The organism is Seonamhaeicola sp. ABD4_340, assembly GCF_056312135.1.
The window spans coordinates 49,784-76,300 of sequence record NZ_CM149981.1; the positions used below are offsets into that span (position 1 = coordinate 49,784).

At 30.0% G+C, this 26,517-nt stretch carries 24 protein-coding genes; all 24 read right to left on the bottom strand.

Translation table 11 applies throughout. From position 1 onward, the window contains the following. Position 1: 1 nt before the first annotated feature. On the bottom strand, positions 2-1,540 hold the full coding sequence (locus ACYX4H_RS00245; RefSeq protein ID WP_476237230.1) for a glycosyltransferase family 2 protein: 1,539 nt from the start codon (positions 1,538-1,540) through the stop codon (positions 2-4). Continuing rightward, positions 1,537-2,679, bottom strand: a complete 1,143-nt coding sequence (locus tag ACYX4H_RS00250) for a glycosyltransferase family 4 protein (RefSeq protein ID WP_476237231.1) — start codon at positions 2,677-2,679, stop codon at positions 1,537-1,539. Before ACYX4H_RS00250 ends, ACYX4H_RS00245 begins: the two co-directional genes overlap by 4 nt. Then, the gene (locus ACYX4H_RS00255) at positions 2,676-3,566 is read right to left on the bottom strand and encodes a hypothetical protein (protein WP_476237233.1); all 891 of its coding nucleotides are present in this window, start codon (positions 3,564-3,566) and stop codon (positions 2,676-2,678) included. Before ACYX4H_RS00255 ends, ACYX4H_RS00250 begins: the two co-directional genes overlap by 4 nt. Then, a complete protein-coding gene (locus ACYX4H_RS00260) occupies positions 3,567-5,000 on the bottom strand; it encodes an MBOAT family O-acyltransferase (protein ID WP_476237235.1) in 1,434 nt (477 codons plus the stop codon). Beyond that, entirely contained in the window at positions 5,000-6,082 is a 1,083-nt protein-coding gene (locus tag ACYX4H_RS00265; RefSeq protein ID WP_476237237.1) for a glycosyltransferase family 4 protein, read from the bottom strand. The genes ACYX4H_RS00260 and ACYX4H_RS00265 overlap by 1 nt, the downstream gene beginning before the upstream one ends. Beyond that, on the bottom strand, positions 6,073-7,458 hold the full coding sequence (locus ACYX4H_RS00270; RefSeq protein WP_476237239.1) for a hypothetical protein: 1,386 nt from the start codon (positions 7,456-7,458) through the stop codon (positions 6,073-6,075). The genes ACYX4H_RS00265 and ACYX4H_RS00270 overlap by 10 nt, the downstream gene beginning before the upstream one ends. Next, entirely contained in the window at positions 7,458-8,582 is a 1,125-nt protein-coding gene (neuC, locus tag ACYX4H_RS00275; RefSeq protein WP_476237241.1) for a UDP-N-acetylglucosamine 2-epimerase, read from the bottom strand. The genes ACYX4H_RS00270 and neuC overlap by 1 nt, the downstream gene beginning before the upstream one ends. A gap of 173 nt (positions 8,583-8,755) precedes the next feature. Beyond that, complete coding sequence (neuB, locus tag ACYX4H_RS00280) at positions 8,756-9,799, bottom strand: N-acetylneuraminate synthase (RefSeq protein WP_476237243.1); 1,044 nt, start codon at positions 9,797-9,799, stop codon at positions 8,756-8,758. Between the two features lie 36 nt (positions 9,800-9,835). Continuing rightward, positions 9,836-10,504: an acylneuraminate cytidylyltransferase family protein gene (locus ACYX4H_RS00285; RefSeq protein ID WP_476237245.1), complete on the bottom strand. Its 669-nt coding sequence runs from the start codon at positions 10,502-10,504 to the stop codon at positions 9,836-9,838. Positions 10,505-10,509: 5 nt separating this feature from the next. After that, positions 10,510-11,415, bottom strand: a complete 906-nt coding sequence (locus ACYX4H_RS00290; RefSeq protein WP_476237247.1) for an alpha-1,2-fucosyltransferase — start codon at positions 11,413-11,415, stop codon at positions 10,510-10,512. A gap of 19 nt (positions 11,416-11,434) precedes the next feature. Then, on the bottom strand, positions 11,435-12,304 hold the full coding sequence (locus tag ACYX4H_RS00295; protein WP_476237249.1) for a glycosyltransferase family 2 protein: 870 nt from the start codon (positions 12,302-12,304) through the stop codon (positions 11,435-11,437). Between the two features lie 19 nt (positions 12,305-12,323). Beyond that, entirely contained in the window at positions 12,324-13,223 is a 900-nt protein-coding gene (locus ACYX4H_RS00300; protein WP_476237251.1) for a glycosyltransferase family 2 protein, read from the bottom strand. Between the two features lie 6 nt (positions 13,224-13,229). Next, on the bottom strand, positions 13,230-14,177 hold the full coding sequence (locus tag ACYX4H_RS00305; protein WP_476237253.1) for a glycosyltransferase: 948 nt from the start codon (positions 14,175-14,177) through the stop codon (positions 13,230-13,232). 73 nt (positions 14,178-14,250) lie between these two features. Continuing rightward, positions 14,251-15,462 (bottom strand): glycosyltransferase family protein, encoded by a 1,212-nt coding sequence (locus tag ACYX4H_RS00310; protein ID WP_476237255.1) that lies wholly within the window; start codon positions 15,460-15,462, stop codon positions 14,251-14,253. After that, positions 15,459-16,352, bottom strand: coding sequence for a glycosyltransferase (locus ACYX4H_RS00315; RefSeq protein WP_476237257.1), 894 nt, complete (start codon positions 16,350-16,352; stop codon positions 15,459-15,461). Before ACYX4H_RS00315 ends, ACYX4H_RS00310 begins: the two co-directional genes overlap by 4 nt. Before the next feature lie 9 nt (positions 16,353-16,361). After that, positions 16,362-17,273, bottom strand: a complete 912-nt coding sequence (locus tag ACYX4H_RS00320; RefSeq protein ID WP_476237258.1) for a glycosyltransferase family 2 protein — start codon at positions 17,271-17,273, stop codon at positions 16,362-16,364. Between the two features lie 3 nt (positions 17,274-17,276). Further along, complete coding sequence (locus ACYX4H_RS00325) at positions 17,277-18,065, bottom strand: glycosyltransferase family 32 protein (RefSeq protein ID WP_476237259.1); 789 nt, start codon at positions 18,063-18,065, stop codon at positions 17,277-17,279. 7 nt (positions 18,066-18,072) lie between these two features. Beyond that, positions 18,073-19,032 carry a glycosyltransferase family 2 protein gene (locus ACYX4H_RS00330; protein WP_476237260.1) on the bottom strand — a complete coding sequence of 320 codons (960 nt, stop codon included), beginning with the start codon at positions 19,030-19,032 and terminating at the stop codon, positions 18,073-18,075. Positions 19,033-19,214: 182 nt separating this feature from the next. Continuing rightward, positions 19,215-20,327, bottom strand: coding sequence for a glycosyltransferase family 4 protein (locus ACYX4H_RS00335; protein WP_476237261.1), 1,113 nt, complete (start codon positions 20,325-20,327; stop codon positions 19,215-19,217). Continuing rightward, on the bottom strand, positions 20,324-21,025 hold the full coding sequence (locus ACYX4H_RS00340; protein WP_476237262.1) for a class I SAM-dependent methyltransferase: 702 nt from the start codon (positions 21,023-21,025) through the stop codon (positions 20,324-20,326). The genes ACYX4H_RS00335 and ACYX4H_RS00340 overlap by 4 nt, the downstream gene beginning before the upstream one ends. A 2-nt stretch (positions 21,026-21,027) precedes the next feature. Beyond that, positions 21,028-21,792 carry a TylF/MycF/NovP-related O-methyltransferase gene (locus ACYX4H_RS00345; RefSeq protein WP_476237263.1) on the bottom strand — a complete coding sequence of 255 codons (765 nt, stop codon included), beginning with the start codon at positions 21,790-21,792 and terminating at the stop codon, positions 21,028-21,030. Between the two features lie 2 nt (positions 21,793-21,794). Continuing rightward, positions 21,795-23,063: an ABC transporter ATP-binding protein gene (locus ACYX4H_RS00350; protein ID WP_476237264.1), complete on the bottom strand. Its 1,269-nt coding sequence runs from the start codon at positions 23,061-23,063 to the stop codon at positions 21,795-21,797. A gap of 87 nt (positions 23,064-23,150) precedes the next feature. Beyond that, positions 23,151-24,014: an ABC transporter permease gene (locus ACYX4H_RS00355; RefSeq protein ID WP_476237265.1), complete on the bottom strand. Its 864-nt coding sequence runs from the start codon at positions 24,012-24,014 to the stop codon at positions 23,151-23,153. 22 nt (positions 24,015-24,036) lie between these two features. Beyond that, on the bottom strand, positions 24,037-26,508 hold the full coding sequence (locus ACYX4H_RS00360) for an exopolysaccharide transport family protein (RefSeq protein ID WP_476237266.1): 2,472 nt from the start codon (positions 26,506-26,508) through the stop codon (positions 24,037-24,039). Positions 26,509-26,517 lie beyond the last annotated feature (9 nt).

Here is a 26,517-nt window from a genome sequence, read left to right on the forward strand (position 1 = left end):
ATCATTGAGTTCGCTTACCTAAAGCCATTAATTTTTTTGCATAAAATACAGATTTATTGAATTGAAGCAATCGTATAGGAAGTTTAATAAACCTTAAAAACCATGCTACTTTAGGTGCTTTAGTAAAATAAAACACAAAATATTTGATTTTGTATTCCTTACGCTGTCTTTTGCTATAGTGCTTAAACAGTTGATACATTATTGTTGGGCTTGGCTTGGGCACAATCCATTTCACAGGAGTATCCAATTCCCACGGTTGTCGTTTTCGTTGCTTGCCTTTAACACCGGCTTGCTGCCCCCAAAACCTATATCCGCCTTGAGGTGGTTTTAAATGGAGGTTTACCGAAAAAGGGTTGTGTAAAACGGTAACTCCCAGTTTGGTTATTTCTAAACCAAAATCGGCATCTTCTCCATAACCGCCATCATAATTTATATCGTTGCCTACCAAAATATCTACAACCCGTTTAGATACGCATGAATTAGCATTACTAAAATTTTGGCTCGCCCCTACCTTCCAACGTTGTGCGCCTAAAGCGTTTAATTTAATAGTTAAATCGTTTAAATCTTGTTGTTGATGATCGGCTCTAATATCTAGTCCGTTACATGCTTCCGCATTATAAGTTTGTAGTAATTTAATATGGTTTTCAATAAATTCTGGCGGCACTCTAATATCATCATCGCCAAAAACTATATAATCTCCTGTACATAAGGCTAGAGCCTCATTTCTTGCTCTACAACTACCCTTGGTGGTTTGCCATTTAAAAACCACTTTAAAAGAATAGTTTTCAGGATTATACAAAGAAACGTTACGTTTATTTTTTGGAGTAGCATCAACTACAATAACCTCATAAGGTTTATAGGTTTGTTGTTCTAAATCGTTCAAAAGATTTAGCGTAAACTCCTGACGCAGCATGGTAGGAATTATATAACTCACCTTTGGCGAACCCTTTATAGGTTGAAGTGCTCTAGGTGCTAACTGTATAGTCTTATGTTTAAACGTATAATATTTATTAGCAAATAAATAACTATGTAGGTCTTTGGGTTTCCAAAAACCGCGCCTGAAAAGCATATAAATACTATGAGCTTTTTTAAAGTTTTTCTTGTAAAACGTATAAATATCTTTTGTAGATAAACGCACTGTTTCATTTGAAGAAGGAAACAAACCTTTTACATACAATGGAATAGCCCCTTGATACCTTAATATATTAAACCCAAAATCTAGAGCAGACATTTGAGTAGACTCATAATCATAATCAAAACCCCCAAATGTTTCCCAAACATGCTTACGTATAGCAAATGCCTGCGGATTAATTCGCCAACTAACGCAAGTATCAATATTTTCAAAATCATTAGCATACCAAAAATACACCACAGTTTGATACATAATATCTGGAAAGGCATTTTTATAACCTTGGTCTAAGGCACTATGCCACACATCTCCTTCGCCTAAAGCTAATGTATTTAACAATTCAATATGAGGCTTACCCGTGTAGAGTATAGTTTCTCCTGTTGGTGCTATATGTTCTTTAAAATGTATCAACTTACTATAATGCTATTATAAAAATCAACGGAACGTTGGGCTACATGTTCATGATTAAAATGTTCGACAACCTTTTTTCTTGCCGCTTTTCCAAACTGATGTCGTTTTTCTAAATTTTCCAACAACTCTAAAATACATGCCGCATAATCTTTATGATTGGTAGGATGTACCAAAAAGCCCTCTTTACCATGCTCTATCATTTCTGTTGCCCACCCAATATTAGAAGCTACAATAGCTTTTTCCATAGCCATAGCCTCTAACCAAGATACTGGTAAAGCTTCAGCAAACGTAGGAAACACACATACGGTGGCTTCTTTTATTAAGGCTTCAATTTCAGAATAGCTAACAGCTCCCATGTAATTAACTTGTTTTATGGCCGCTTTACTAAACAGGGGTTTTATAAGTTCCCAGGTAGAAGGTGCTCCGGTTTTAACATCGCCACTATCTTTTCCTACTAATACCAATTCAACGTCTGCATGTTTTTCTTTAACTAAATTAAAAATTTCAGGAAGCTCAAAAAGACCTTTTTTTCTAATTAAAGTCCCAAAATAAAGAATTCTTAATGTATTATTATTAGGGTGTTCTGGTGTAAATACTTGGGCATCTATACTATTAGGTATTACCGTAAACGCTCTATTTAATCTAAATAATTCATTAGTTAAATTACCTGTAAAGGCACTAACACTTATAATACCATCGGCTTTTTTTAAAGCACGCTTTTCTAAAAATTTATTTATGAATTTTACAGGGCGCTTATCTAAATGACAAAAATAAGTATCACTACCATTTTGCCTAATTATTAACGGACATTTTATATTAACAAAAGCGGTAAACCCCGTCCAGTCTGGGGCTTCAACAATATCAATCTTACCACTTTTATATAACGAATTTAATAAACGTGCTACCTTATTTTGAGTGAGTAAGAGTGATAAACCTTTAACTTTTATATTCTTTACCTTATAAAAATGAATATGGTTGTCTTTAAAATAAGCATCAACATCTTGACCATAAATAATAACACTTACCTCATGCCCTAACCCCACAAGCGCCTTAGACAAATTGAAAATACTAGTCCCTATACCGCCAGATTTACCGGTTTTAGGATGTGGAAATTCTGGGGTCAAAAATGCTATTTTCATAAATTCAAGTTATTAACGAGTAACTTCGAAAAAACTTTAGCTCCATGTTTATTTAAATGACTACAATCCTTAAATAAAGAATCATTTGAAATAGATGATGAATAGTCTTTAAAATTTGGAAGCTTTTTTTTCAATTTAACAAGGTAGCCATTAGTATTTATCTTTGAACATAATGGAGAGCAAAAATAAATAACATTTATATTATTTATTTCACAAATAGAATCTATCTCTGTAATACTTTTATTTACTTCTATAATAGATTTTGGTAACTCACTAAGTCCTTTATCACTACTATTCATAACTCCTTCCAATGGAACAAATCCATCATTGAAATCAATCTTAGATTTTTTTCCTATTAAACTCGCAAAAAACTCTCGAAAACCTAATCTATAGTCGTTTGTAGCATATCTATAAAAAGGTAAATAATAATTTTTATAAAAACTAGAATCTACTCTTTCTAAATAATCCTTAATAACTTTATTACTTCGCATATAAGGTAATGCTTGCGAACGAACAATATCTGAACTCGACTCATGATTATAAGAGTAATCTACCTGAACAAAAAGTTTTTCCACCTTTACTTTCTTATCAATTAGAAGTCTTAAAAAAATATTTATATCATCTAATTTTGCTCCTTGAGTACCTAAATTTAGAGTTCGTTTTCCTGTGAATTTTTCTATTTCTGAACTAACAATTGAATTTTCTACTCTTGAACTCCCTAAAAAAACATAGTCTAACTTTTCTCCTTTCTTTAAGTTTAAAATAAATTGTGTTTTATTTCTGGGAAAAGAATTTTTATAAAAAGTTGTATAAAGGAAATCTAATGTATAAAGACCTATAATTATTCCGACAAAAAAGATAACACTATTTTTTAAAAATCTCTTCATTTAAAACTGAAAATATATAAAATCTGAATGTTCTGAGTAAACTCCTAAAATAATTATTAAAAGCACAATTATCGCTAAAAATATAACTTTGAACTTGCCTACAAAAGGATGTTCAAAATTTCTCGAGATCCATTCTACAACGATAAAAAACAACAGTAAAACCAATGCTTCTATTGCATAACGTTCTATAGGTAAATATTGTATTGAAAAATGCATATTTGAAAATAAATGACTTAAATAAGAAAAAGCATCTTTAATAGTTTCAGACCTAAAAAAAACCCAAGCAATTACAACTAATATAAATGTGAAAGCCATGTTTAGTAGATTTACCAAACCAGATGTATTAAATTTAATTGATACATTATTTAAATACTTTCTATTTTTATTAAGAAGCATTAGAGGTAAAAAATATATTGCATTTAATACCCCCCAAAAAATAAATGTCCAATTGGCTCCATGCCAAAAACCACTCACCAAAAAAATAACAAAAACATTACGAATTTTAATACTCTGTTTCCCTTTACTTCCACCAATCGGTATATACAAATAATCTCTAAACCATGTAGATAATGATACATGCCAACGCCTCCAAAACTCTGCAATATTTCTTGAGAAATAAGGTTTTTTAAAGTTCTGCATAATATCAAACCCTAATAATCTAGACATACCAATAGCCATATCTGAATACCCTGAAAAATCCCCATAAATTTGAAAAGCAAAATATATTGCACCTAGCATTAGACTTAGAGAGTTCATGTGCTCATAATCATTGAATATTACATTTACATAAGTAGCAAATGAATCTGCAATTACTACTTTTTTAAACAAACCCCAAACAATTAAATAAACTCCAGATACAGCAAATTTATAATCAAAATTCCTTTGTTTACTAAATTGGGGTAACAAACGAGAAGCTCTTTCTATGGGACCTGCTACCAGTTGAGGAAAAAAAGCAACAAAAGCTGCAAAACTAACTAATGAATTTGAATGCTTAATATTATTTCTATAAACATCAATGGTATAACTCATAGTCTGAAATGTATAGAAAGAAATACCAACTGGTAAAATTATAGTTAACGTAGACACATTTGTTTTAATACCTATACTTTGCCATGCGTTAATCCAGTTTTCAATAAAAAAATTATAATATTTAAAATAACATAATAATCCTATGTTAAATAAGACACTCAATGTTAACCATAATTTTTTTTTACTAGATTTTAACTCTTTATCTATAAATTTTCCAATATAAAAATCAACCAAAGTACTAAGTACAATTAAACCAAGAAATCTCCAATCCCACCAACCATAAAAAGTATAACTTGCTATCAGTATAAAAATATTCTGAAACCTTATTTTATGCTTTAATGGAAACCAATAAATAAAGAATACGATTAAAAAAAATACAAGAAATGTAATAGAGTTAAACAGCATTAATATTTAGTTATTATATCATAATATTTTTGGACCATTAAATCTATTGAAAATGTATTTTCCACTAACGTTCTTGTATTTCCTAAAATGTCTTTTTTGCCAACCATCACTAACTCTAATAATATAGCTAATTCATTTATGTTTTTAGCTTTAAAAATATAACCATTCACACCATGAGTAACAACTTCTAAATTACCGCCAATAGGTGTTGTAATTACAGGTACATTGGCCGCTAAACTTTCTAAAATAGATAAACTAAAACACTCCATATGTGTAGGTTGAATCATGTAATCATAAATACAATAAAGTTCATTAAGATTATGAACACTACCTTTAAAATTAAAAACCGTTTCTAATTTAAACAAACTGACCTTATTCTTTAATTCTAATTCATAAGGGCCTTCACCGTAAATATCTATTTTAAGTTTTTCTTTTATAGATTCTGGCAGTTTATTTACTGCATCAATTAAATCTTGTATCCCTTTTGATGCTCTTAAATGAGAGACTACTATAAACTTTGGGCATGTAACATTTCGGTTTAAATTGGGCTTAATATCTTTAACAATAATTCCATTATAAATAACCGAAGTTTTCGTTTTTAAATGGCTCCCAAAATCTCTAAATATCTCATTGGCAGTGTATTTAGAAACCCCAATAAACTGGTCTATACAGCGTGAATACAACCACCCTTTTAAACGTTTCTTTAGTCGTTTTTTTAAAGGATACCCATGCAGCGGTCTCGGGTTATGATCTACGGCTATAATTTTAGCTTTTGTTTTCTTTTTAAGCTGACAATAAAATGACGTGCACAGTTCTACAAAGTGCGTAAACACAACATCATATTTAACTTCAATAGCCTGAAATACAAAGGTTTCTAAAGCCATATCCGTATCTGGAGACATGATATTCATGCTTGCATAATTGCCATGATTTGAAGTATTTGGAAAAAACCAATCAATCTCAACATTATTGGCTTTACAGATTTTATCAAAAGCCCAGAAAAAATAATCCATTCCTCCTACTCTATTGGGTAATAATTTATAATTACATATTATGGCTACTTTCTTTGTATTTAAACCCATAAAAATAAACTATTAACCAATTGTTTATTAGTTGCTTTTAAAGGAACCCCTACTTGCTGATTAATAAATGTTTTTCGGTTTTTAGAACCTTCAGTAACCGATAAACACTCTGAAATAGCTTTTATTAATGCTGCTTCATTTTTTACAACCTTACTAGCCTTACTATTTACTAAATGCTGAATATGCTCATAATTTAAAAAACGCTGATCATCATATAAGCCGTTATGTTTATTTCCAAATACAGGGTTAATAACAGGCTTGTCAAACATCATAAAATCTAAACTCATAGTAGAAAGCATATTGATATTTAAATCTGAATATTCTAACAAAGCTCTTAATTGTTTTACATCATCTATTGTTGGAATACGTTGAGACCATGCTTCTTGATGATTAGCTCTTACCTGTTTCCATTTGGGGAAATGCCATGTTATAAAAGGGAATTTTTCAACTAATGCTTTAAACCTTATGGGGTCTTCGGCTGGCGAAGTTCTAACTATAAAATTAACAGGTTCTATATGGCCTGCATCAATAGCTTTGGCTATGGTTTCTATATACAATTCATCATTTTTACTGGTTGAAATATCTCCGCAACTAAAACAAATAGTTTTTAATTTTGGGTTCAAATCAAATTCATTAAAAAATTCAGGTGCTTGCATCTTATACACATCCATTACATAAGGTACAAACTGCGGTGTTCCTACAATTTTTACAGTAGCTTCCTTAACAGACTTATAAAACTTCAAGAGATCACGTTTCATTAAATCACTCCAAACCAAGTAATAATCAAAGTTTGAAGCCATTCTGCCTTTTGATGCTAAATTATCCCAACTAAATATAAATGCTGCTGTTTTTATGTGTTTCTTTTTGGCAGCATAGACTAAAGGCGCAATATATGGCGGACGTTGGTGTGTAAAAAACAACAAGTTAAATTGCTCTTTTTCTAATATTGATAAATAGGTTTTGGTTATGTTATGATGCCTAAATGTAAAATCTTGTAGCTTTTGAAACAGTTGTATGGTAGTTTCTGAATGACATAGAGTGGTGAGCTTATAAATGAACCGTGTGGCGTACCCTCTTGCGGTCTTTAATTTAGAATGATTGGCTTTTAAATTATCAAGAATTCCAAAGTTGCCTTTTTTATTCAATCTAAGGTGAGCAATCTCTTTGGCTTTTCTAAAAAACCAGGTTTTAAAAGTTTCTTCAAACACATCAAGTTCTATGATCTTTACTTGTGTATGCTTTTTATATACAGATTTTGGTAAACATGATAAAATGACCACCTCATCAAAATGCTGAGTTGCATCATCTAAAAAATCACTTAAAATGAAGTTTCTAAAGCCAACCCCGTCTGTAATTACTAATCCTAGTTTTTTCATTAAAGTGTTCTAAACTGTTTTTGATGATTTGTATTCCAGAATGATTTTGATTTTAAAACGTTTAAAAACGCTTTGGAACTATCACCTGTTCCAAAATTTGGTGATTCAATATATAAATTAACTTTATTAATCTGTTTTATACTCTCCAAAATATTAGAAACACTATAATCTGAATTTATGATGGTGTTTGAAAAAACTCTATTGTTTTGGCGCGTACCAATGTTTATGGTAGGGATGCTATAATAAGGTGCTTCTCTAACTCCTGCACTACTGTTTCCTATAATAAATTCAGCCTGTTTTAATAAAGTTAAAAAATACTCAAATCTAATAGATGGAAATACACGAAAATTAGGATGGTTTAAGAGTAATTGATATGCATCTAAAATAGCCTGACTTCCCATATCATTATTAGGAAAGATAACTACATAATTTTTATCACTTCTTAATAAAGCTTCTACAAAATTTTTAGCGTATTGTTCCATTTGCTGACGCTCTGTTGTAACCGGATGAAACATAGCAACAGCATAGTTTTTAAACGAAATATTGTAATATAACTTAACGGTTTCTAAATCTGGTAATGTATTTGAAAACATGATATCTACATCTGGAGACCCAATTACATAAATAGATTCAGGTAATTCTCCCATTTGTTCTAATAAAGTTTTTGCTTTTTCATTAGAAACAAAATGAATATGACTCATTTTACTAGTAGCATGACGTAAAAGTTCATCAATAGTTCCAGACAATTCTCCGCCTTCTACATGAGCTACTAAAACATTATTTAAACTACCAACTATAGCTCCAGCCATTGCTTCAACTCTATCACCGTGAATTACAATTAAATCGGGTTTTGTATTTTTAATAAATTCAGAAAAACCTGTAATGGTTTTAGCTAAAGTTAAATCCATACTGGCTTCGTTAGTATCGTTTCTAAAGGTAGTGATATTCTTAAAACCACAACGTTCTACCTCTATAAGAGTATACCCGTAAGTTTCTAAAAGATGCATTCCTGTAACAAAAATATGAGCTTCAAAACCAGACTGAGCTTCAGTAACTTCTATAAGTGGTTTCATTTTACCAAAGTCGGCTCTCGTACCAGTTAAAAATACTATTTTTTTTCGCATACTCTTCAATAGCTTTGACAAGATCTGTCTAACTAACTTTTATCTTATAATTATTTTATTTCACTTAGTCAGACTAAGCCTGTCTAAGTCCTTTTCAAAATCCTTTTAATTACCCCACTAATTATCGCTATTCATTAAAACCACTTCTCTTCAAACTAATACAGGCATTATTTTTATTCAATATCTTCCCAAGTTAATTGTTCATCATCTACAATATTTCTAGACGCTTTTTTTCCTAAAACACTTTCAAAATGTTCAGCTAAAATACCTCCTGTACCAGGTCGTTTTACCCAAATATTATCTTTTGTAAAAATAGTGCCTTTTTTAATATTAGAAATACTACAAACCGTTGCAAAAGCAAAATCTATAGTAACCTGTTCCTCTTTAGCAGGTGCTTTGGTTCCACCACGCATTAAAGCAATTTCTTTGCTATCTATAATAAGATTTTTACAACTAGCTTCGTCCATACTACAAACAATATCAGGCCCTTGGCGCTGCATTGTATCGGTAAAATGACGTTCTAAAATAGAAGCGCCTAAAGCCACAGCCCCTAAACAAGCATTATTATTGAGTGTATGATCACTTAACCCAAAAACCTTATCTGGAAAAGCTTTATGCAATTCCATCATAGCACCTAAACGAACCAAATGAATTGGTGTGGGATATAAATTGGTGGTATGAAGTAATGCTACAGGCACTTTATTTTTATCAAAAATAGCAACCGCTTTTTTTACACTTTCAATGGTGTTCATTCCCGTACTTAAAATCACTGGCTTTCCATATTGTGCTATATGCTCCAATAAAGGATAGTTATTGCATTCCCCTGAACCTATTTTATATGCAGGTATATCAAATCTTTTTAGTCGTTCCGCTGCGGCCCGCGAAAATGGGGTAGAAATAAAAATCATGCCTTTACGTTCTACATAATTTTTTAATTCCAATTCTTCTGCTTCATTTAAAGCGCAACGTTTCATAATGTCATAAATAGAAATATTGGCATTACCTGGAATAACTTGTTTTGCAACCCCACTCATTTCATCATCTACAATATGTGTTTGATGCTTTATAACCTCTACTCCTGCCCTAAATGCAGCATCAACCATATCTTTAGCTATTTGTAAAGACCCTTCATGGTTAATTCCTATTTCTGCTATAACTAAAGGCGGATAGTCTTGTCCTATTTTTCTACCTGCTATTTCTATAAATGGGTTACTCATTTTGTTTTCTTATTATTATCTACTCTTTTGAACCTGTCAGACTGAGCCTGTCGAAGTCCCCAACAAAAACTCTGCATACACAAAATCCTCCTCTGTATCAATATCAACCGAAGCAAAAGGATGATTTACAATTAATGGGTATACATTTTTTGTTATTATTTCATTTTCTAAAATATATTTTGATTTTGTTATATATAACAATCCATTTTCATAATATAAAGGCTCTAAATCTTGGCTACGTTGCCCTATCTTATAGTTATAGGGTGTAAATATATTTTTGCTTATTGTTCCGAATTTTTGATGATTTCTAGATACTGTAAATAAACTTTCACATGATTTCTCATTAAATATATGGAAGGCTTCTTTTAATAAATGTTTAGGACGTAATGGGTTTGTTGGTTGTAATAAAACCACAGTTTCTACGCTATACGCTACCGTCTCTAAAACATGTTTTAAGGCGGTTACAGTGGGCTCTAAATCACCAGACAACTCATGAGGTCTATCTATTACTGAAGCGCCATTTGCTAATGCTACATTTTTTATCGATTCACTATCAGTAGAAACATATACAGCATAAATAAAATCGTGCCGCTTTGCATAGTTAATACTATGTACTAACAGCGGTAAATTACCCAATAACTTAATGTTTTTATTTGGTAAACGTTTAGAGTTCCCTCGAGCAGGTATGATGGCTATGGTTTTCAATAGTTTTAATTTCTTCCTATAACTTTCTTAATAAATCGCTTAACTTCTTTAACTGAAAATCTATAATAATAAGAAATATTATCAATAACCTTTAATAATTCCCCTTTGCATATAAGCTTCCAATATTTTGGTTCTACCCTTTTACCTTCTGCGGTAAAAGCTATCCATCTGTCAGGAAAATAGTCTTTATCATCATTCTGGTTCTTAAACTTACCTCTAAAATTTTGTATTGGCCTAACAATTTTAGTTTCTTTTTTCTCACCTAACCAAGCTTGCCACCAAGAAAAAGTTGAATTACTGATTACAAAATCATCACATAAAGCCCCTAAAACAAGTTGTTCTATAGCACTTAATTTTTCTACAAATATAGCGTTTGGTAGAAACTTAAAAAGGTTTTTACAATAATCAATATCATCACTTGTAAAAATTAGATTTCTTTCTTTCCAATCTGGAAAATTTTTCATTATTCCTAATAAATAGTAACGATAATCTAGCTGAAAATAATAAGGATGATTTACAAAATCGCCTCGTCTAACTGAAATTAAAATAGTTTTTTTTGATAATGCTTCTTTATATTTCTCTTTAACTTGACTAACTAAATTAGATTGAAACTCAAAACATTGTTTTACAGCTTGTTTATCAAAGTAATTTTCAGACTGAAACCAACCATTTAAATCATAATACCCAGCTTCTATTTTAACTTCTGAATAATGAAAACCTACTTCTTTTAAAACTTGATAATTTTTGTTTGAATCTATGAAAGGAAAATTATAGTTAAAATAGGTAGCGTATTGCCATTTTGGAAAAGCATATTTATGACCATTTTTATTTGCTATACCAATAGTTGATGCTATTTGAAATAGCTGATTTCCTAAATTTCCTTTTTTACCTAATCTGGAATAAATTATCATAAAAATTATCAATTCAAATTTAAAACCAAAAAGCTAACAACTTCTTCTTTACTCTTTCTTTGAAAAAAAATGCTTTCGAATAAAACGACTTTAAAAATAGAAGAAATAATTTTCTAGTGGACAAAAAGCTTAAAGGGTTTTCTACTTTTTTTTTAAAATTATAATTCTCAAAGTATAAGTCGTAAACATTAGTTTCGATATATTTTTTGAAATGCTTATTAAAAATATATAATCTTGAGTTATACCCATAATCATTGTTTATCATTGATTGATTTAAAGAACGCTCTTTCACTCTATAATAAAATTGACATTTCTCTAATTTTTCAACTCTATCATTCCTTTGTAATAGATTAATCCAAAATTCCCAATCCTCTAAACCTGTTTTTAGCTTATTATCAAAACCTCCTATTTCTTCCCAATCTATTTTTCTGAAAACCGCCGAACAGTGTATCATATTCTTGTACATTAAATCTTCATATTTATAAACCCCCAAAGTCCATTGTTTTTTAGGGTTATTTAATAAATAGGAACTGCCATAAACAAGTTTAACATTCGGATTTGAATTAATAACTTTAAAACATTCCTCTAGATAATTTTCACTTATTTTATCATCTGCATCTAATGGCAAAATAAAGTTGCTTCGACTAAGTAATATGCCTTTATTCCTAGCTGAACTAACACCAGAATTTTCTTGATAATAGTATTTAAATCTAGAGTCTCTCTTTATCCAATTATTTATGACAATCTTTGAATCATCAGTACTTCCATCATCTATTATGATACACTCAAAATCTTTTAACGTTTGATATAAAACAGATTCTAATGCTTCAGAAACATATTCAGAATAATTATAACAAGTAACAATAACAGAAACTTTAGGTTTTTTCATATGATATCAAAGTTAATAATTAAGGGCTCCAATATATTTTAGTACTAGGGATGTTATTATACATTTCAAATTCATTATTTGATAATCTATTAACATGTTTTAATAAACGCGGAAAATTTATAACCAAATCGCCTAAAGCTTGTAAAATAGCTAATAAGGCTCTAAAATCGCCTTTAAAAACTTTTGTTTTTATTTGAATCCATAAGGTATATAAAAACCTTTTAGGAATGGTTTTTAAAGGATAAAATAAAACATACAAGTACCAACCAGATCGTAAAGACCGTCTTAAACGGATTCTATAATCTTTGCCTCTTTTTCGTCCTTTAATATCAACGCGGTGGTGTACTAAAATATCGGGAACATAGTGTACCTCCCAACCTGCTTTAAATAGCTGATAGCTAGCAAATTCTTCTTCGCCATAAAACACAAACCATTCGGGGTAATGGGGTATACTTCTCCAAGCCTCCATACGCCAAACATGACCACACCCTACAAAACCTTTAACACGCCTATTGGTTAACTGGTGGTTTAAGTTATTAGGTAAAGACATTCCCCAAAAAATTCTAAAGGCTATAACGGCACATCTTTTATGAGATTCAAAAAACACTTCAATGCTTTCTAATGTATTTTGTGATACTATATACGCATCATCATCTAAAGTAATGGCGTATTGAGCTTTAGTTAAATTAAGCAACTTATTTCTACTGTAAATAAGCCCCTTGCTTTTAGAGTTTTTAATTAATTGAATAGAAGGATACTGTGTTGCTATAAAATTTGAAGTACCATCGGTAGAACCATCATCACATATAATACATTCTACATGCTCTTGTTTTAGTAAATGAGCTATACTACTTAATGTTATTTTTAAATCAGTAAGCCTATTTTTAGTGGTTATTAATATGGAGAATATTGGATTCAAATTTAATTAATAATTTGGTGGTGTTTTTATCCTAAACACATGCTTTAATAACCTTTTTTTTATTTTATATTTAAGCTTACTTTTCTCCATATAATTTAATTTTGGAGTTAATTTTAATTGTGGAATTTTTATATCATTTTGAATACTATTTTTATAAAAATTGAAACTTTCAAATCCTTTTATATTATTACCGATATGCATGGCATGATTATTATAAGTAGATAAGCGTAATCCCCCACTTAAATCTATCGCTAAATCTACATAATTTCGCTCAGAATCGTTACCTACTTTCACAAAAGAGGGTTCTTTAGGTGTGTTGTTAAACAATACATCTCGTCTCAAAGTTAATATTTGATGATCACTCCCCATAATAGCTTTAACACTATTAGATTGAACAACAGGCCAAGGCCTTGAGTTAATAGTTTCTTTTTCCCAGTTAATACTTTCTAAAAAGTAATTATACTGCTTGAAATTCTCCTTTACACTAGTAAAGGTCAATGTTAGTTTCTTTTTTAAAATTGCTTCCTTAGTTGAAAATGTAAAATAGTTAAACCCTTTTCTAACAGGTATTGGAGATACAGATGAAACATTTTTAAATGCGTTAAAAACTTTAATAGTTTCGCTTACCCAAGATGGCTTAAAAAAAATATCACAATCTGTCAAAGTAACAAGCGGTTCTCTTGATGCTCTTGCTGCTCCAATTAAAGCATCTATTTTCCCTATATTTTGATTTAATAACTGCAAAGAATCAATGCTTTTATTTTTTAACAAGGTTATTAAATAATCTTGTACATCTTGACATGAACCATTATCTACAAGTGTTATTTTTGAGGTTTTAGGTATAGTATTTATTAGAGAATCTATAGATAGCTTAATAACATCAAACATTGCAGTATAATAACCCGTAAACTCTGGGATAAATATAACCATAACAATTCTATGGTTAGAATTCATTTTTATCTTAAAATCTTTTTTCTGTGGATTGCTACCTATTCGCATTTTAACTTTTATAAATTATAATTATATTTTATTTCAAAGAGTTTAATATTAAATCTAATTTCTGTTTAAATTTTTCATTACTAAAGTAATCTCCAAAGGGTTTAAATATCTCATCAGTAGTTAACCTATTATTAATTAAAACATTTAGTTTTTCTTTTATGTCTGCTATGTCATTCATATTTGCAATACACCTTTTATCTACTATAATGTTTCTCAATTCACTTTTCTCTGGTGAAATACATAATAAAGGTTTGTTGTAAGCTGCTAAAAATGGAGCTTTCCCCACTAAAATATTGCAATATATTGGACCATTTTCTAATATTATAACAATATCACTTTCATTAATTTGCTCGTTAAAAGCATTAGAGAAATTTAAGGTTTCTAAAATTTTGATATTTTTAGTTTCCTTAAATTTCTGTTTTAAATTTTCTATCCCTTCTCCTTTAACACGTAATACAAACTCTGTATGCTCTTTATAAATAGGGTTCTCATTTACCAAAGCCTTATATGCCATCAGCATGTTATCTGGGTTACGCCCAAACATAAACGCTCCATTATAAGACAATCTAACTTTTTTTGATTTTTTTATCACTTGGCTTGTATCTAAAAGGTCAAAAACATCAGCGTCAAACTGATGAGGTAAAGTATAAAACTTCTTTTTTGAAGCATATAAATGCTGAAGGTCTTGAGACATATAATTAGCTGTAGTAGCACATGTTTTTGCTTGATCTACAACCTCAATCATTTTATTTAGACGAAACAAATCTAATTTTGAAGGTTTTTTATCACTACCAACATACCATGATAATGGATAAGGGTCATGAAATACCAAAATAGCCTTTTTTAGAATTGGCAAGTTATGAGTTGCCAAAATAGTTTCATGTTCTAACCCTGAACTCGTTATAAAAATATGGTCATACACCTTGTAATCTAGTTTTTCTATAACTTTGGCATACTTTTTACGCACATAACGTTCATTTAACGATATATGGAATAACCTCCAATAAAAACGGTTTAAAAATATAATATGCCTGGGTACTTTTGTATTTACAATATGTTTTTTTATTGAGTTTACAGGTAGTAAATCTAATTGGTCTTCTGTATCTCTTTGAATTATATAATGCACATAAATTTTAGCTTCTGGGTAAACCTTGTGTAATTTTGCCAAAAAAGACCTCCTTCCAATACCTGCACTGGTTCCGCTAACGCGTAGGTCTTGAACAATAATTAAAAATTTCATAAAATACTTTGTTTAATCTTTATAAATAATGATAAAAACCTTGAATATTTAAAAAACACAATGTACAACCAAAATAATTTAAGCCACCGTAATGGTGTCTTTTTATTATTTAATTGAACTTTTTCAAGTCTATCAAACAACTTCTCTAATAACTCATTAGAATACTGTTTACCATACTTAGAAAGTAGGTAATTATAAAATTGAAACCAAGCCTTATTTTTTTCAATAGAATCGCCCTGACCTGTTATATTCTTTCCACTTAACCGAAAAAACACTAATGCATTATTTATAGTAAAAATAGGATTATTCCTTGAAAACTCAACAACAGCTAGTGTATCACTAGACCATGCTAAAGGAAAATCTTTAAATTTAATAGTCTGTATTTTATCTTTTTTAAATACATACTCACTTAACGAACTTCTTGTACCTCCTTTAAACTTTCTGAGTAAGAAATTGGTAGCTAATTCTGTTTTTGGATGTTGATATACTTTAGATACAACCTCTCCATGCTGATTAATAACCTGTGTAGCAAAACGCACTACTGTAGATTTTTCTTTCTCAATAAACCTTAAATTTTCATAAAATGACGCTACCACATTGGGGCCTAAAGTATCATCGTCACCCAAAATCATAACCCACACTTCATTTTGTACCATTTCTAAACAACGTTCCCATTGCTTTACAAGCGAAATCCCTCCTAAATTAGTTTCAAACCTAGTATAGTGAAAGTCTAATGTGTCTTTATAAAAATCTAATAGATTTTTAGGGTTTTCTGGACTTGCATCGTCTCCTATATAAACATGAAATCGTTTATCGGTTTGATTTGCTAAAGATTGTAACGTAGCTTTAAAAAAAGTTTGTTTATAATAAGGAATGACTATAGCTAGCATAAGCTCTTTTTAGTGTTTAGTTTTAAACTTTAATAAAATTGGAAATATGCGTCTAGATATTTTTAACAACCCTATTTTTTTAAGTATTTTCTTAATCATTAACCCAGTTTGATATGGTTTTGAAGCCTTAACCTTTCTTAACCTTTTTTTTATCTCTTCTTCAGACTTATAATATCTAGATATTAATGTTGTTGACAGTTTATAAAATTCATCTTCACTTAATAAACCTTTTAAATAAGCATAAGCTTTTATTTGATCATCATGCAAACTTTTAGTTTTTGTCATGCTCGAGTTATTGATTCTATAAAGAGCTAAAGGTTTATCTAAAAACAGCGCTTTATTTTGTTCTTCATAAAATAAACTCACCCACATAACCCAATCTTCTTTGGCTTTCAAATGTTCTGGAAAACGAAAATTTGTAAATAAATTACTTTTAAAAAAACCACAATGAATTGGTATAGAAAACCCCGCATCCCATTGGTATAAAACAGTCTGTAAATTAAATAATTCTTGATTTAAGTTGCTATAAGGAGGCTGCAACTTGTTAAGCGTTATAAAATGGTTGTAATTTGAAATTACAATATCCACACTCTTGTTAGTGATTAAATCTAATGATAGTTTAAGTTTATCTCGATGTAAACAATCATCTGCATCTAAAAACTGAATATAGTTTCCATTAGCCAAATCTAATCCTTTATTTCTAGCACTACTCAATCCTTTGTTGGGTTGATAGGTATATTTAAAACGTACATCTTTTGCTACCCATGTTTTAGCTATAATTTCTGTATTATCAGTACTGCCATCATTTACTATTATACATTCCCAATCTCGATAAGTTTGGTAAAATATAGAACTTAATGTTTCATTAAGGAATTGACCTTGATTATAACAGGGAATGATTATAGATACTAAACTTCTCAATTCTTAATCTTTTAACGATTCTTTTATACAAGAACCTATTTTTTTAATATAACTGAGTTTAAATCCTTTGTTTTTATAAATTACTTGCATCATTTTATTAAAGCCTTTTAGGTATTGTGCAGTTCTAAAATAATGATACTCTGAATATTCAATCCAAGACGCACTCCACAAGTGAATAGCATATGAATCTCTTGTTAAATAGGTTTTATAATTGTTTAAATCGCCTCTATTTTTATAAGGTAAAGCATAAAAATAGGAGGCAGGATATACTTTAATCCCGTCCTGAATAACCAATGAACTAAAATCATTATTAAAATTATAAAACTCATAAAATTTTTGAGTTATTATTTTAGGTATTGTTATTTTTCCACAATCATTTAACTCTTTAGTCTCTATACTCTTATAGGCATCACAACATTTTTTTATAAAAATATGTTTCGGTGTTGCTCCTATTATTCCTGCGCTAATAAAGTCTATACTTTCTGCACCAAAAAAACACTGGTTTTTCAAAAACTTATTAAAGTTTTTAAAGACCATCATATCAGTATCTAAATAAATTCCACCAAACTCATATATCTTTTGTAATCTCACATAATCTGCAACAAATGCCCACTTCTTTTTTTCATAAGCTTCTTTAACAAAGGGCTTCTTTAAATCTGAATTCTTTTCATTCCATTCAATAATTTTATAATCTGGTAAGTACCTCTTCCAAGATTTAATACAATCTCTTACTAGCTTAGGTTTTCTTTTTTTTCCATACCAACAATAATGTAAAATTTTTGGAATTTCCATAATGTTATTACCTGATTTTTTTCCTTATTAAATATTTATATACTCTATAGCTTTCTACATTAGTAATGGTCATAGCATTTAAAAGTAATATAACATCCAATAATCGTGGGTAGTTATAGAAAACTTGAATTATCCGTTTAGAAATATAAATTCTATTTTTTTTATGATTATATTTAAATGATTCAAAATAGAGCTTTATTAACAAATTGAAAAAAAAATCACATAATTGATAATCTTTTAAATTTAAGGCTCTTTCTAAATTAGCTGAATAAGTATATGCTAAAGACTCTTTAAAACTATTTACGTAAAGCTTATTTTTTTCACTTATTGTATTTATATGTTGTCTATATAAAAAAAGAGGGGTATTTACTATTGCATATTTATTACTTTTTAATTTAAAAAACAATCTGGAAAAGAATTCATTTTCTTGACCTCTAGTTAGAAACTCAAAAAATAATTTATTCTTATTTAGGCATTTCTTTCTAAATAAAACAGAATTAGTAATAACTTGAAAATTCCAAAGTACATAATCTTTAAAAAGATTATCGTTTATTTTTAAATCTAATTTTTCATTTCCTATCAACTTATCATCAACAATCAATCCCGAACAAAAAACTACTATTGTACTATCTTTAATTGCAATAACTTTTGTTTTTAAAAAATCTTCCAACATCACATCATCATCATCAAACCAATTCACATATTCGCCTTTACATAATTCAAAACCATAATTTCTGCATGCATTAGCACCTTTAGGCTTTTCTAACGGTCTTTTATGATACTGAAATCGGGCATCTTTAGCACAATACGCAGCCAAAACTTCTGGGGTGTTATCGGTGCTTCCATCATCTACAACAATACATTCCCAATTACTATAAGTTTGTGCTAATACACTATCTAAAGTTTCACCAATAAGGTGCGCACGATTGTAAGTAGGAATAATTATGGAAACTAAAGATTCTTGCATAAGGCAGACATATCACGCTAAAATAAAAATTAATATTAAAAACGTATCCTATAACAAGTAGAATATAAATTTAAATAAGGTAAAACTACTGTTCAAAATATCATTTTAATTATTTTCTATTGATTAGAAGTGAGCTAGTACATAAATTAAAATTAATACTCTAAAAATTACTACACTTTACTTTAAATATCATAACTCAAAACCTTCTGTAGCCTATCAATATGCCGCTTTAAACTAAAATGCGTTTTTATATGAATTTTCCCAGCGTTTCCCAATTGTTTAGCATAATCTAAATTATCTAACACCTTACACATATGAGCCGCCATGGTTTCAACATCGTGTTCCTCACTCAATAACCCTGTTTCTTCATGCTTGACAACATCAGAGATTCCTGCATGATAGGTCGAAATAACTGGCAAACCTGCTACACTAGCTTCTAAAACAGCTAAAGGTGTTCCTTCCATATCGCCGTTAGCCGCTGTAACAGAATGTTGCACAAAAGCTAAAGATTCACCTAACAAATCGGCATAAGCTTCTGGTGTTATAACGCCTAAAAATGTAACATTTTGAGTAATGTTTAAATAGTTTACTAAGTTTTTACAAGTATTGAGAAGCAAACCATCACCTGCCATTAACAGTGTAGCATCAGGATGTTTTTCTAAAACCTTATTAAATGCCATGATAGTATAATAGGGCGCTTTTTTATCGGTAAATCTACCAACTGCCAAAAATTGTTTTTTACTGTAACTGGGTGTAATACTTTCAAACACATCCTGTGGGCCATAAACATTTTTAACTAACTTATTTTCAGGACACCTCATATTCAACAAGACTTGTTTCATTACACTAGAAACGACCACTATGGCTTTTGAAAAACTAAAAACCTCTTTATAATAATTACAAGATTCTATAACACTATTAATACTAGCATCATAGCCATGAAAATGGACAACCGTAGGTAATTTTGAAATTTTTAAAACCTCTTGTAAATGATGCGCATGGGTACCATATTCAACCAACACAACATCAATTTTGTTTTTTTTTAAACTGTAAAGCAAACGCTTGTGCCATAAATACGCTTTTCCTTTTTTAAAAAGTTTTTCATAAATACGATAAAGCTTATAAAGACTAACAGGCATTAAACGCCCACCTCCTTCTAATTGAATATGCACCCCCATGCCGTAATAATAAAAAATACGCCCTTTTAAATGCTTTTTATGCGCTTGAATAAAGGTTTCAGAATAAGGATTCTGACTGGGAGTAAAAATGGCTATGTTTAATTGTTTTTGTTTCATTTTTTTGCAATACCATATAAACCTGTTACCATTTGCCCTTCTTTAAAATTGACTAACTCAGGCTTATCTAACTTAATTAAATAGCACATAAACGGTTTAATTAAAGCAGACAAAATACTTCTTTTAAAACTTGACATATCACTTCTTCTAACCCATAAACCTAACATTTGTGCCATTGAAGCATGCCAGCCACCAGTAGCTTTTATGTCTATATTTTTAAATCCAGCGTTTTTTAAATGACGCTCTAATGAAAACGGTGTATACCGATATTCATCATGTGGTACTTCATGTAAATTCCACAAAAAAGGTACGGTAAAAAAGAAAACTCCTCCTGGTTTTAAAACCCTAAAAACTTCATTTAAAACAGTTTCTGGTTCAGGACAATGCTCTAAAACCTCTGTTCCAAAGGCACAATCAAAACTTTCGTTTTCAAAAGGCATTGTTTTACCATCCCAAGTCTCATCTGGATTTATAGATTTATCGTATTCTAAAGCATTTTCAATATCCAGTCCAATATATGTTTTTACTTCAGAATGTTCTAAAATATAATTTTTATAAGGCATTTTACCACAACCAATATCTAGTAGATTTCCAGATAATTGAGGTATAGCTCTATTTAATGCTTTTAGTATAGAGGTTCTTATGTAATACCTATCTAAATTTTGCGATGTGAAATTTATACTTGTAAAATTTTCCATTATTAATTTTTAACACCCATTCTACAGGTATAATCAATACGGTTTAAAAATAATTTGATGTTATTATTATTTATATACTCTTCAACCGCTTTTCTACACCCTTCCCAATGTCCGTAATCATCAATAATTATAACACCTCCCGATACGAGTTTAGGATATAAATAATTTAACTCATGCAACGTAGACTCATACCAATCTGTATCTAACCTTAATAAAGCTATTTTATCTGGAATAGCTACCGTAGGTATAGTATCTTCTACCTTACCTTTTATGAAATGTAATTTATCTTGAGGGTACTTTACTTCTTGAATATTATTTTTAACTTCATCTAAAGCTGAAAAACATTCAATCCTATTCCATGTTTCATCTTTTTGATGAAAAGCAATTGTAGCAGACTCTCCTCTAACAGATTTATCTACTTCAGTAGGTTCACTCATACCTTCAAAAGTATCATATAAATAAATGTTTCTGTTAAAACTTTTCAAATTTGAAAGAGCTTTTAACACTGCCATTATGCTTCCTCCTTTCCAAACGCCACATTCTACAATACTACCTTCAATCTTGTTCTTTTCTATGTATTTAACAGCTCTAATTAAACTTACAATGCGCTCTTTGCTTGTTAATGTATATGGCATTACTTTTTTTAATATGTCACTTTCTTCTTTAGATATATCTGAATAATTAATATTTACAACAGATTGTTTATTATTAACATGAAACTCTTTAAAAAATTTATTATATATCTTCTTTTTTATTCTTTTAATCATAATCATACTTCTTTAATCACTGACCAAGTAGCTTCTTCTAAATATTTACAGGTTCCTTTGTACCATTTAAAATCTTGTCTTTCGGTTTTCATCATTTGTACTTTAAAACCACAAACAGATTCTAAAAAATGAAATCGCTCTTTAGTTTTAGAATCAGATAAATAAATTCGTAATGAATATTCACCCATATATAATTTAGGATTGCCTATTTCACATTTAAATTCATATAATCCTTCTTCTCTTTTTATATTGTTTTGAGAATCAATAATCCAAACATGAGTAATCGGGTTTTGAAACTCATCAATTATTTGAAAAGAAAGTGCTAAATTATTTACATTAAAAGGTAATGCTATCTTAAAAACAAAACTAATAGGTTTACCAAACTCGTGAACATTATTTGGCAAACTAGTATTTAAATAAACATGCGTCACTGTAGGTTTATTAATTTCTCCTAAAAACGAATAACTAACCTCATTAGATTCGCCTTTTAAGTATTCTTTTATCCCGAAGTCTGTGTCACCATCAAAATGTACCTTTCCATGCTTAAGAACAATTACACGTTGTGTTAGTATGGATATAGCATTCATATCATGACTAACAAAAAGTACCGTTCTACCTTCTCCTTTAGAAATATCTTGCATTTTCCCAATAGCTTTCTTTTGAAATTCGGCATCACCAACAGCCAAAACCTCATCAACAATCAAAATATCAGGTTCTAAAAAAGCGGCTACCGCAAAGGCTAACCTTACTGTCATACCTGATGAATACCGTTTTACTGGCGTATCAATATAACGTTCACAGCCGCTAAACTCTATAATCTCGTCTATTTTAGAGGCTATTTCCTTTTTGGTCATTCCTAAAATGGCTCCGTTAAGGTATATATTTTCTCTTCCCGTAAGCTCTCCGTGAAACCCTGTTCCAACTTCCAATAAAGAAGCTACAGTACCTTTAGATTTTACACAACCTGTTGTTGGACTTGTTATTTTAGAGAGTATTTTTAGCAAAGTAGATTTGCCTGCGCCGTTTTTACCAATAATACCTAATACTTCGCCCTGTTTAACTTCAAAATTAATATCCTTTAAAGCCCATACATAATTAGAATTAGCTTTGGCAGTTCTATCATTTTCTTCCCCTATCTTTTGAAACGGGTCTTGTTTACCTCGCACGCCATACCACCACCGTTTTAAATCATCTTTAACGGTACCCGTACCAATAACCCCTAAACGGTATTGCTTACTTAAATTTTCAACTTTTAATATAATATCACTCATTATTTAGTGAGTTGTATCACTACAAACTTTTTCTTGTTTTTTTATGCTAAACTAGCTTTAAATTTTATAATCCTTCACTTCTCATCATCAAACCGTATCAATAAAATTCTTTTCTGTTTTATTGAATATAATCATTCCTATAAAAAATATTACCAGAGTAACAGACAATGTATAAATAAACATTTCAACATTAAAACTACCCGAACTTAACAACATATACCTAACACTTTCAACAACAAAGGTTAACGGATTGTATTCTACTACCCACGCATAATCAGGAAGTTTTTCTTTGAAAAAAGAAACAGGATACATAACTGCAGAAATGTACATAAGTAATTGTAAACCAAAATTAATTAAAACCTTTAAATCTCTGTATTTAGTTATTAATGAAGAAATTACCATACCTAAACCCAAACCTAACATACCCATAATAATAATGATTACAGGAAATAAAAAGGTATGCTTATTTAATGAAATTTCTGCTCCTTTATTGTAATAATATATATAGAATACCGCAAAAACAAGTAGCTGAATACCAAATTTTAATAAGTTTGAAATAACCACCGATAATGGTACTATTATACGCGGAAAATACACCTTTCCGAAAATGCCTGCATTGGCAGAAAAAGTATTTGAAGTTGACATAAAACACACTTTAAAATAGTTCCAAATGGTAATACCCGCCAAATTAAACAAAAACGAAGGCACTGCTCCCGTTGAAATATTTGCTACATTATTAAAAATTAATGTAAAAATAACTGAGGTAAATAAAGGCTCTATTAAATACCACAAAGGCCCCAAAATGGTTTGCTTGTATACTGTTACAACATCACGCTTAACAAAAAGCATTAGTAAATCTCTGTACCTCCAAACTTCTTTTAAATTTAAATCTATTAATTTTCGTTTAGAAGATATTGTAAATAACCACTCGTTTGTTTGATGCTTGCCCAAAAAAATTAAATTATTAGTAGGTTTATTTTTTAATTATAGATTTTATTTTATCAATTAATCCTGTTTTTGCTTTAGCGGCTTCATGATATCCATTAGCATAGTTACCGTAACCATAGCCATAACCATAGCCGTAACCATAACCATAGCCGTATTTCGCTTTTTGGTCATAACCATTATAAACTATACTAATGTTTTGTATTTGCTTATTTCTATATTTTTCATTTATAAAATTAAGCATGCCTTTTTTTGTGTAATCTTGCCTAACCATGTAAATTGAGGTATCTACAAAATCAAATAACTCTAAAGCATCAGCTACCAAGCCCATAGGTGGTGTATCTAAAACAATGTAATCATACTGCTGTTTTAATTGTGTTATTAATTCATGTAGTTTAGGGCTAATTAATAACTCTGCAGGATTGGGCGGTATTGGTCCTGATGTAATAACATCTAAAAACTCAACCTCAGTTGTTTGTACTATGTCTTTTAAAGTATCTTGCCCTATTAAATAATTAACTACACCAACTTCATTTTTAATATTGAAGTCTCCAAAAATCTTTGGTTTTCTTAAATCTAAACCAACAAGTACCGTTTTTTTTCCGCTTAATGCAAAAACGGTGGCCATGTTTATTGAAGTAAACGTTTTACCTTCTCCACTAACTGATGATGTTACCAAAAGTGTTTTAGCACCTTCTAAATTTTTAGTTTTATAGAAGTATTGAAGATTTGAGCGTATTGCTCTAAAAGATTCTGCTACAGCCGATTTTGGTTTTCTGTGTACTATTAAATTATTATCTAACGGATTTTTCCCTACAACACCTAAAATAGGTATTTGAGATAGCTGTTCAACATCTAATGGGCTATGTATACTATTGTCTAATAGTGTAAAAATAAATGCCAGTATTAACGGAATAATTAATGCTATTAAAAACGCAAAAACATACCTAACATTTAAATTTCTGCCTAAAACTTGTGCGCCTGTATTTTTAGCAGAATCAATTACCAAAATATCAGATACATTTGATGCTTTTATAATTTCTGCTTCACCTCGTTTAGCTAAAAACACATTATATGTTTGCTCACTTAATGTATATTGGCGTTCTATGGTAATTAAACGCTGTTGGTCTTCGGGTAGTTTACTAAATTGAGATTCAACTTTACTTAACCTACTACTAACTAATTTTGATTCGCGTTTTAGCACATTGGTAGCCGCTTTAATATTTTCAAGTAATACATTTTTTAAACCTTCAATTTGCCTATTTAAATCATTAAAAATACTAGCATCATTACGTACTGAATATTGAAGTTTTGATTTTTGAACCGAAAGCTCATTAATTTTAGACACATTATTCAAAATATTAACATCATTTATACCTGCTATTGATGGCGCAGGAATATCAGTAAAAGTGCTACTTGTAGTTAAATACCCTTGTAAATTTGCGTAGTAATTTAGCTGTCTGTTTATACTTTCTTTTTCAGCATCTAAATCTGTAAGTTTTTCATTTAGTATTACGCTTTCATCATCTAAACTAAATATTTTATTCTTTTTTCGGTACTCATTTAAATCTTCAGCATTTTTACTTAACTCGCCTTTTACTCTTGATATTTGCTCATCAATAAACTTAATGGCATTAGTTGCATATTGGTTTTTTCTATTTAGTTGGTCTTCGCTTAAAACAGTTACTATTGTGTTTAAATAATCAACTATTTTACCGGTATTTTTATCTATTAACGATATATCAAGAATTGGTGAATTTGCAGGATTTGATACAGATGTTCTGCCTTTATAACTAGCCACAACACTATCAAAATTACTAAACTGAATATAATAACTTGTTTCTGGGCGCACTATTCTGTCTTCTGCTAAAACTAGGGTTCCTTTTAAAAATGGTAAATTTATAGGTGCACCTATTTTAAATTGTTTTGTAAAAACACCTGGAGTAACATCAATAGTTTTAATGTTTTTGGTAATGTAATTTTGCGCAGCTACGGTTGTTCCAGTAAAATCTACCTCTAACTCAAACGTATCACTGTTTAAAAAGGTAATTTTAACGGGTAAATTAATTAATTGATGTGCATTGTATTCATGATTAAACCTAAAAGGCGCTGCTTTGTAAATATCTTCTTTTCTAAAGCGCCCTTGGGTTAAATAACTTTTGTAAAACTCTAAGCGTTCAACTACTTTTTCATGGTGCGAACGCGATTTTAACGTAACAACCAAGGTTTGAACTTTTGCTGTTACGCCACCCCAATTAAAAGTTAAACTTGCGTTTGATGTGAATAGCGGATTACTATCATCTTCAATAGAAATTTTAGTGCCTAATCTATACGAGAATTCCTCTCTTACGTTTTTATAATGCACATAGTAAAAGCTAATGGCCAAAAGCAGTATAAACCATTTCCAGTAGCTTAAAGCTCTAAACAAAAACTTTTTTATATCAAATGCAGAGGCTGGTGTGGTGCCCGTATTTTCTAATATATCAAATTCATCATCCATAAATACAAC

Bases quoted from the DNA above. Each gene is read 5' to 3' on its own strand.
- ACYX4H_RS00265 (WP_476237237.1), bottom strand. From the start codon at position 6,082: ATGGGTTTAAATACAAAGAAAGTAGCCATAATATGTAATTATAAATTA.
- ACYX4H_RS00295 (WP_476237249.1), bottom strand. From the start codon at position 12,304: ATGAAAAAACCTAAAGTTTCTGTTATTGTTACTTGTTATAATTATTCT.
- ACYX4H_RS00345 (WP_476237263.1), bottom strand. From the start codon at position 21,792: ATGATTAAAAGAATAAAAAAGAAGATATATAATAAATTTTTTAAAGAG.
- ACYX4H_RS00250 (WP_476237231.1), bottom strand. From the start codon at position 2,679: ATGAAAATAGCATTTTTGACCCCAGAATTTCCACATCCTAAAACCGGT.
- neuB (WP_476237243.1), bottom strand. From the start codon at position 9,799: ATGAGTAACCCATTTATAGAAATAGCAGGTAGAAAAATAGGACAAGAC.
- ACYX4H_RS00305 (WP_476237253.1), bottom strand. From the start codon at position 14,177: ATGAATTCTAACCATAGAATTGTTATGGTTATATTTATCCCAGAGTTT.
- ACYX4H_RS00330 (WP_476237260.1), bottom strand. From the start codon at position 19,032: ATGCAAGAATCTTTAGTTTCCATAATTATTCCTACTTACAATCGTGCG.
- ACYX4H_RS00255 (WP_476237233.1), bottom strand. From the start codon at position 3,566: ATGAAGAGATTTTTAAAAAATAGTGTTATCTTTTTTGTCGGAATAATT.
- ACYX4H_RS00260 (WP_476237235.1), bottom strand. From the start codon at position 5,000: ATGCTGTTTAACTCTATTACATTTCTTGTATTTTTTTTAATCGTATTC.
- ACYX4H_RS00340 (WP_476237262.1), bottom strand. From the start codon at position 21,025: ATGGAAAATTTTACAAGTATAAATTTCACATCGCAAAATTTAGATAGG.
- ACYX4H_RS00290 (WP_476237247.1), bottom strand. From the start codon at position 11,415: ATGATAATTTATTCCAGATTAGGTAAAAAAGGAAATTTAGGAAATCAG.
- ACYX4H_RS00325 (WP_476237259.1), bottom strand. From the start codon at position 18,065: ATGGAAATTCCAAAAATTTTACATTATTGTTGGTATGGAAAAAAAAGA.
- ACYX4H_RS00310 (WP_476237255.1), bottom strand. From the start codon at position 15,462: ATGAAATTTTTAATTATTGTTCAAGACCTACGCGTTAGCGGAACCAGT.
- ACYX4H_RS00270 (WP_476237239.1), bottom strand. From the start codon at position 7,458: ATGAAAAAACTAGGATTAGTAATTACAGACGGGGTTGGCTTTAGAAAC.
- ACYX4H_RS00335 (WP_476237261.1), bottom strand. From the start codon at position 20,327: ATGAAACAAAAACAATTAAACATAGCCATTTTTACTCCCAGTCAGAAT.
- ACYX4H_RS00360 (WP_476237266.1), bottom strand. From the start codon at position 26,508: ATGGATGATGAATTTGATATATTAGAAAATACGGGCACCACACCAGCC.
- neuC (WP_476237241.1), bottom strand. From the start codon at position 8,582: ATGCGAAAAAAAATAGTATTTTTAACTGGTACGAGAGCCGACTTTGGT.
- ACYX4H_RS00350 (WP_476237264.1), bottom strand. From the start codon at position 23,063: ATGAGTGATATTATATTAAAAGTTGAAAATTTAAGTAAGCAATACCGT.
- ACYX4H_RS00315 (WP_476237257.1), bottom strand. From the start codon at position 16,352: ATGCTAGCTATAGTCATTCCTTATTATAAACAAACTTTTTTTAAAGCT.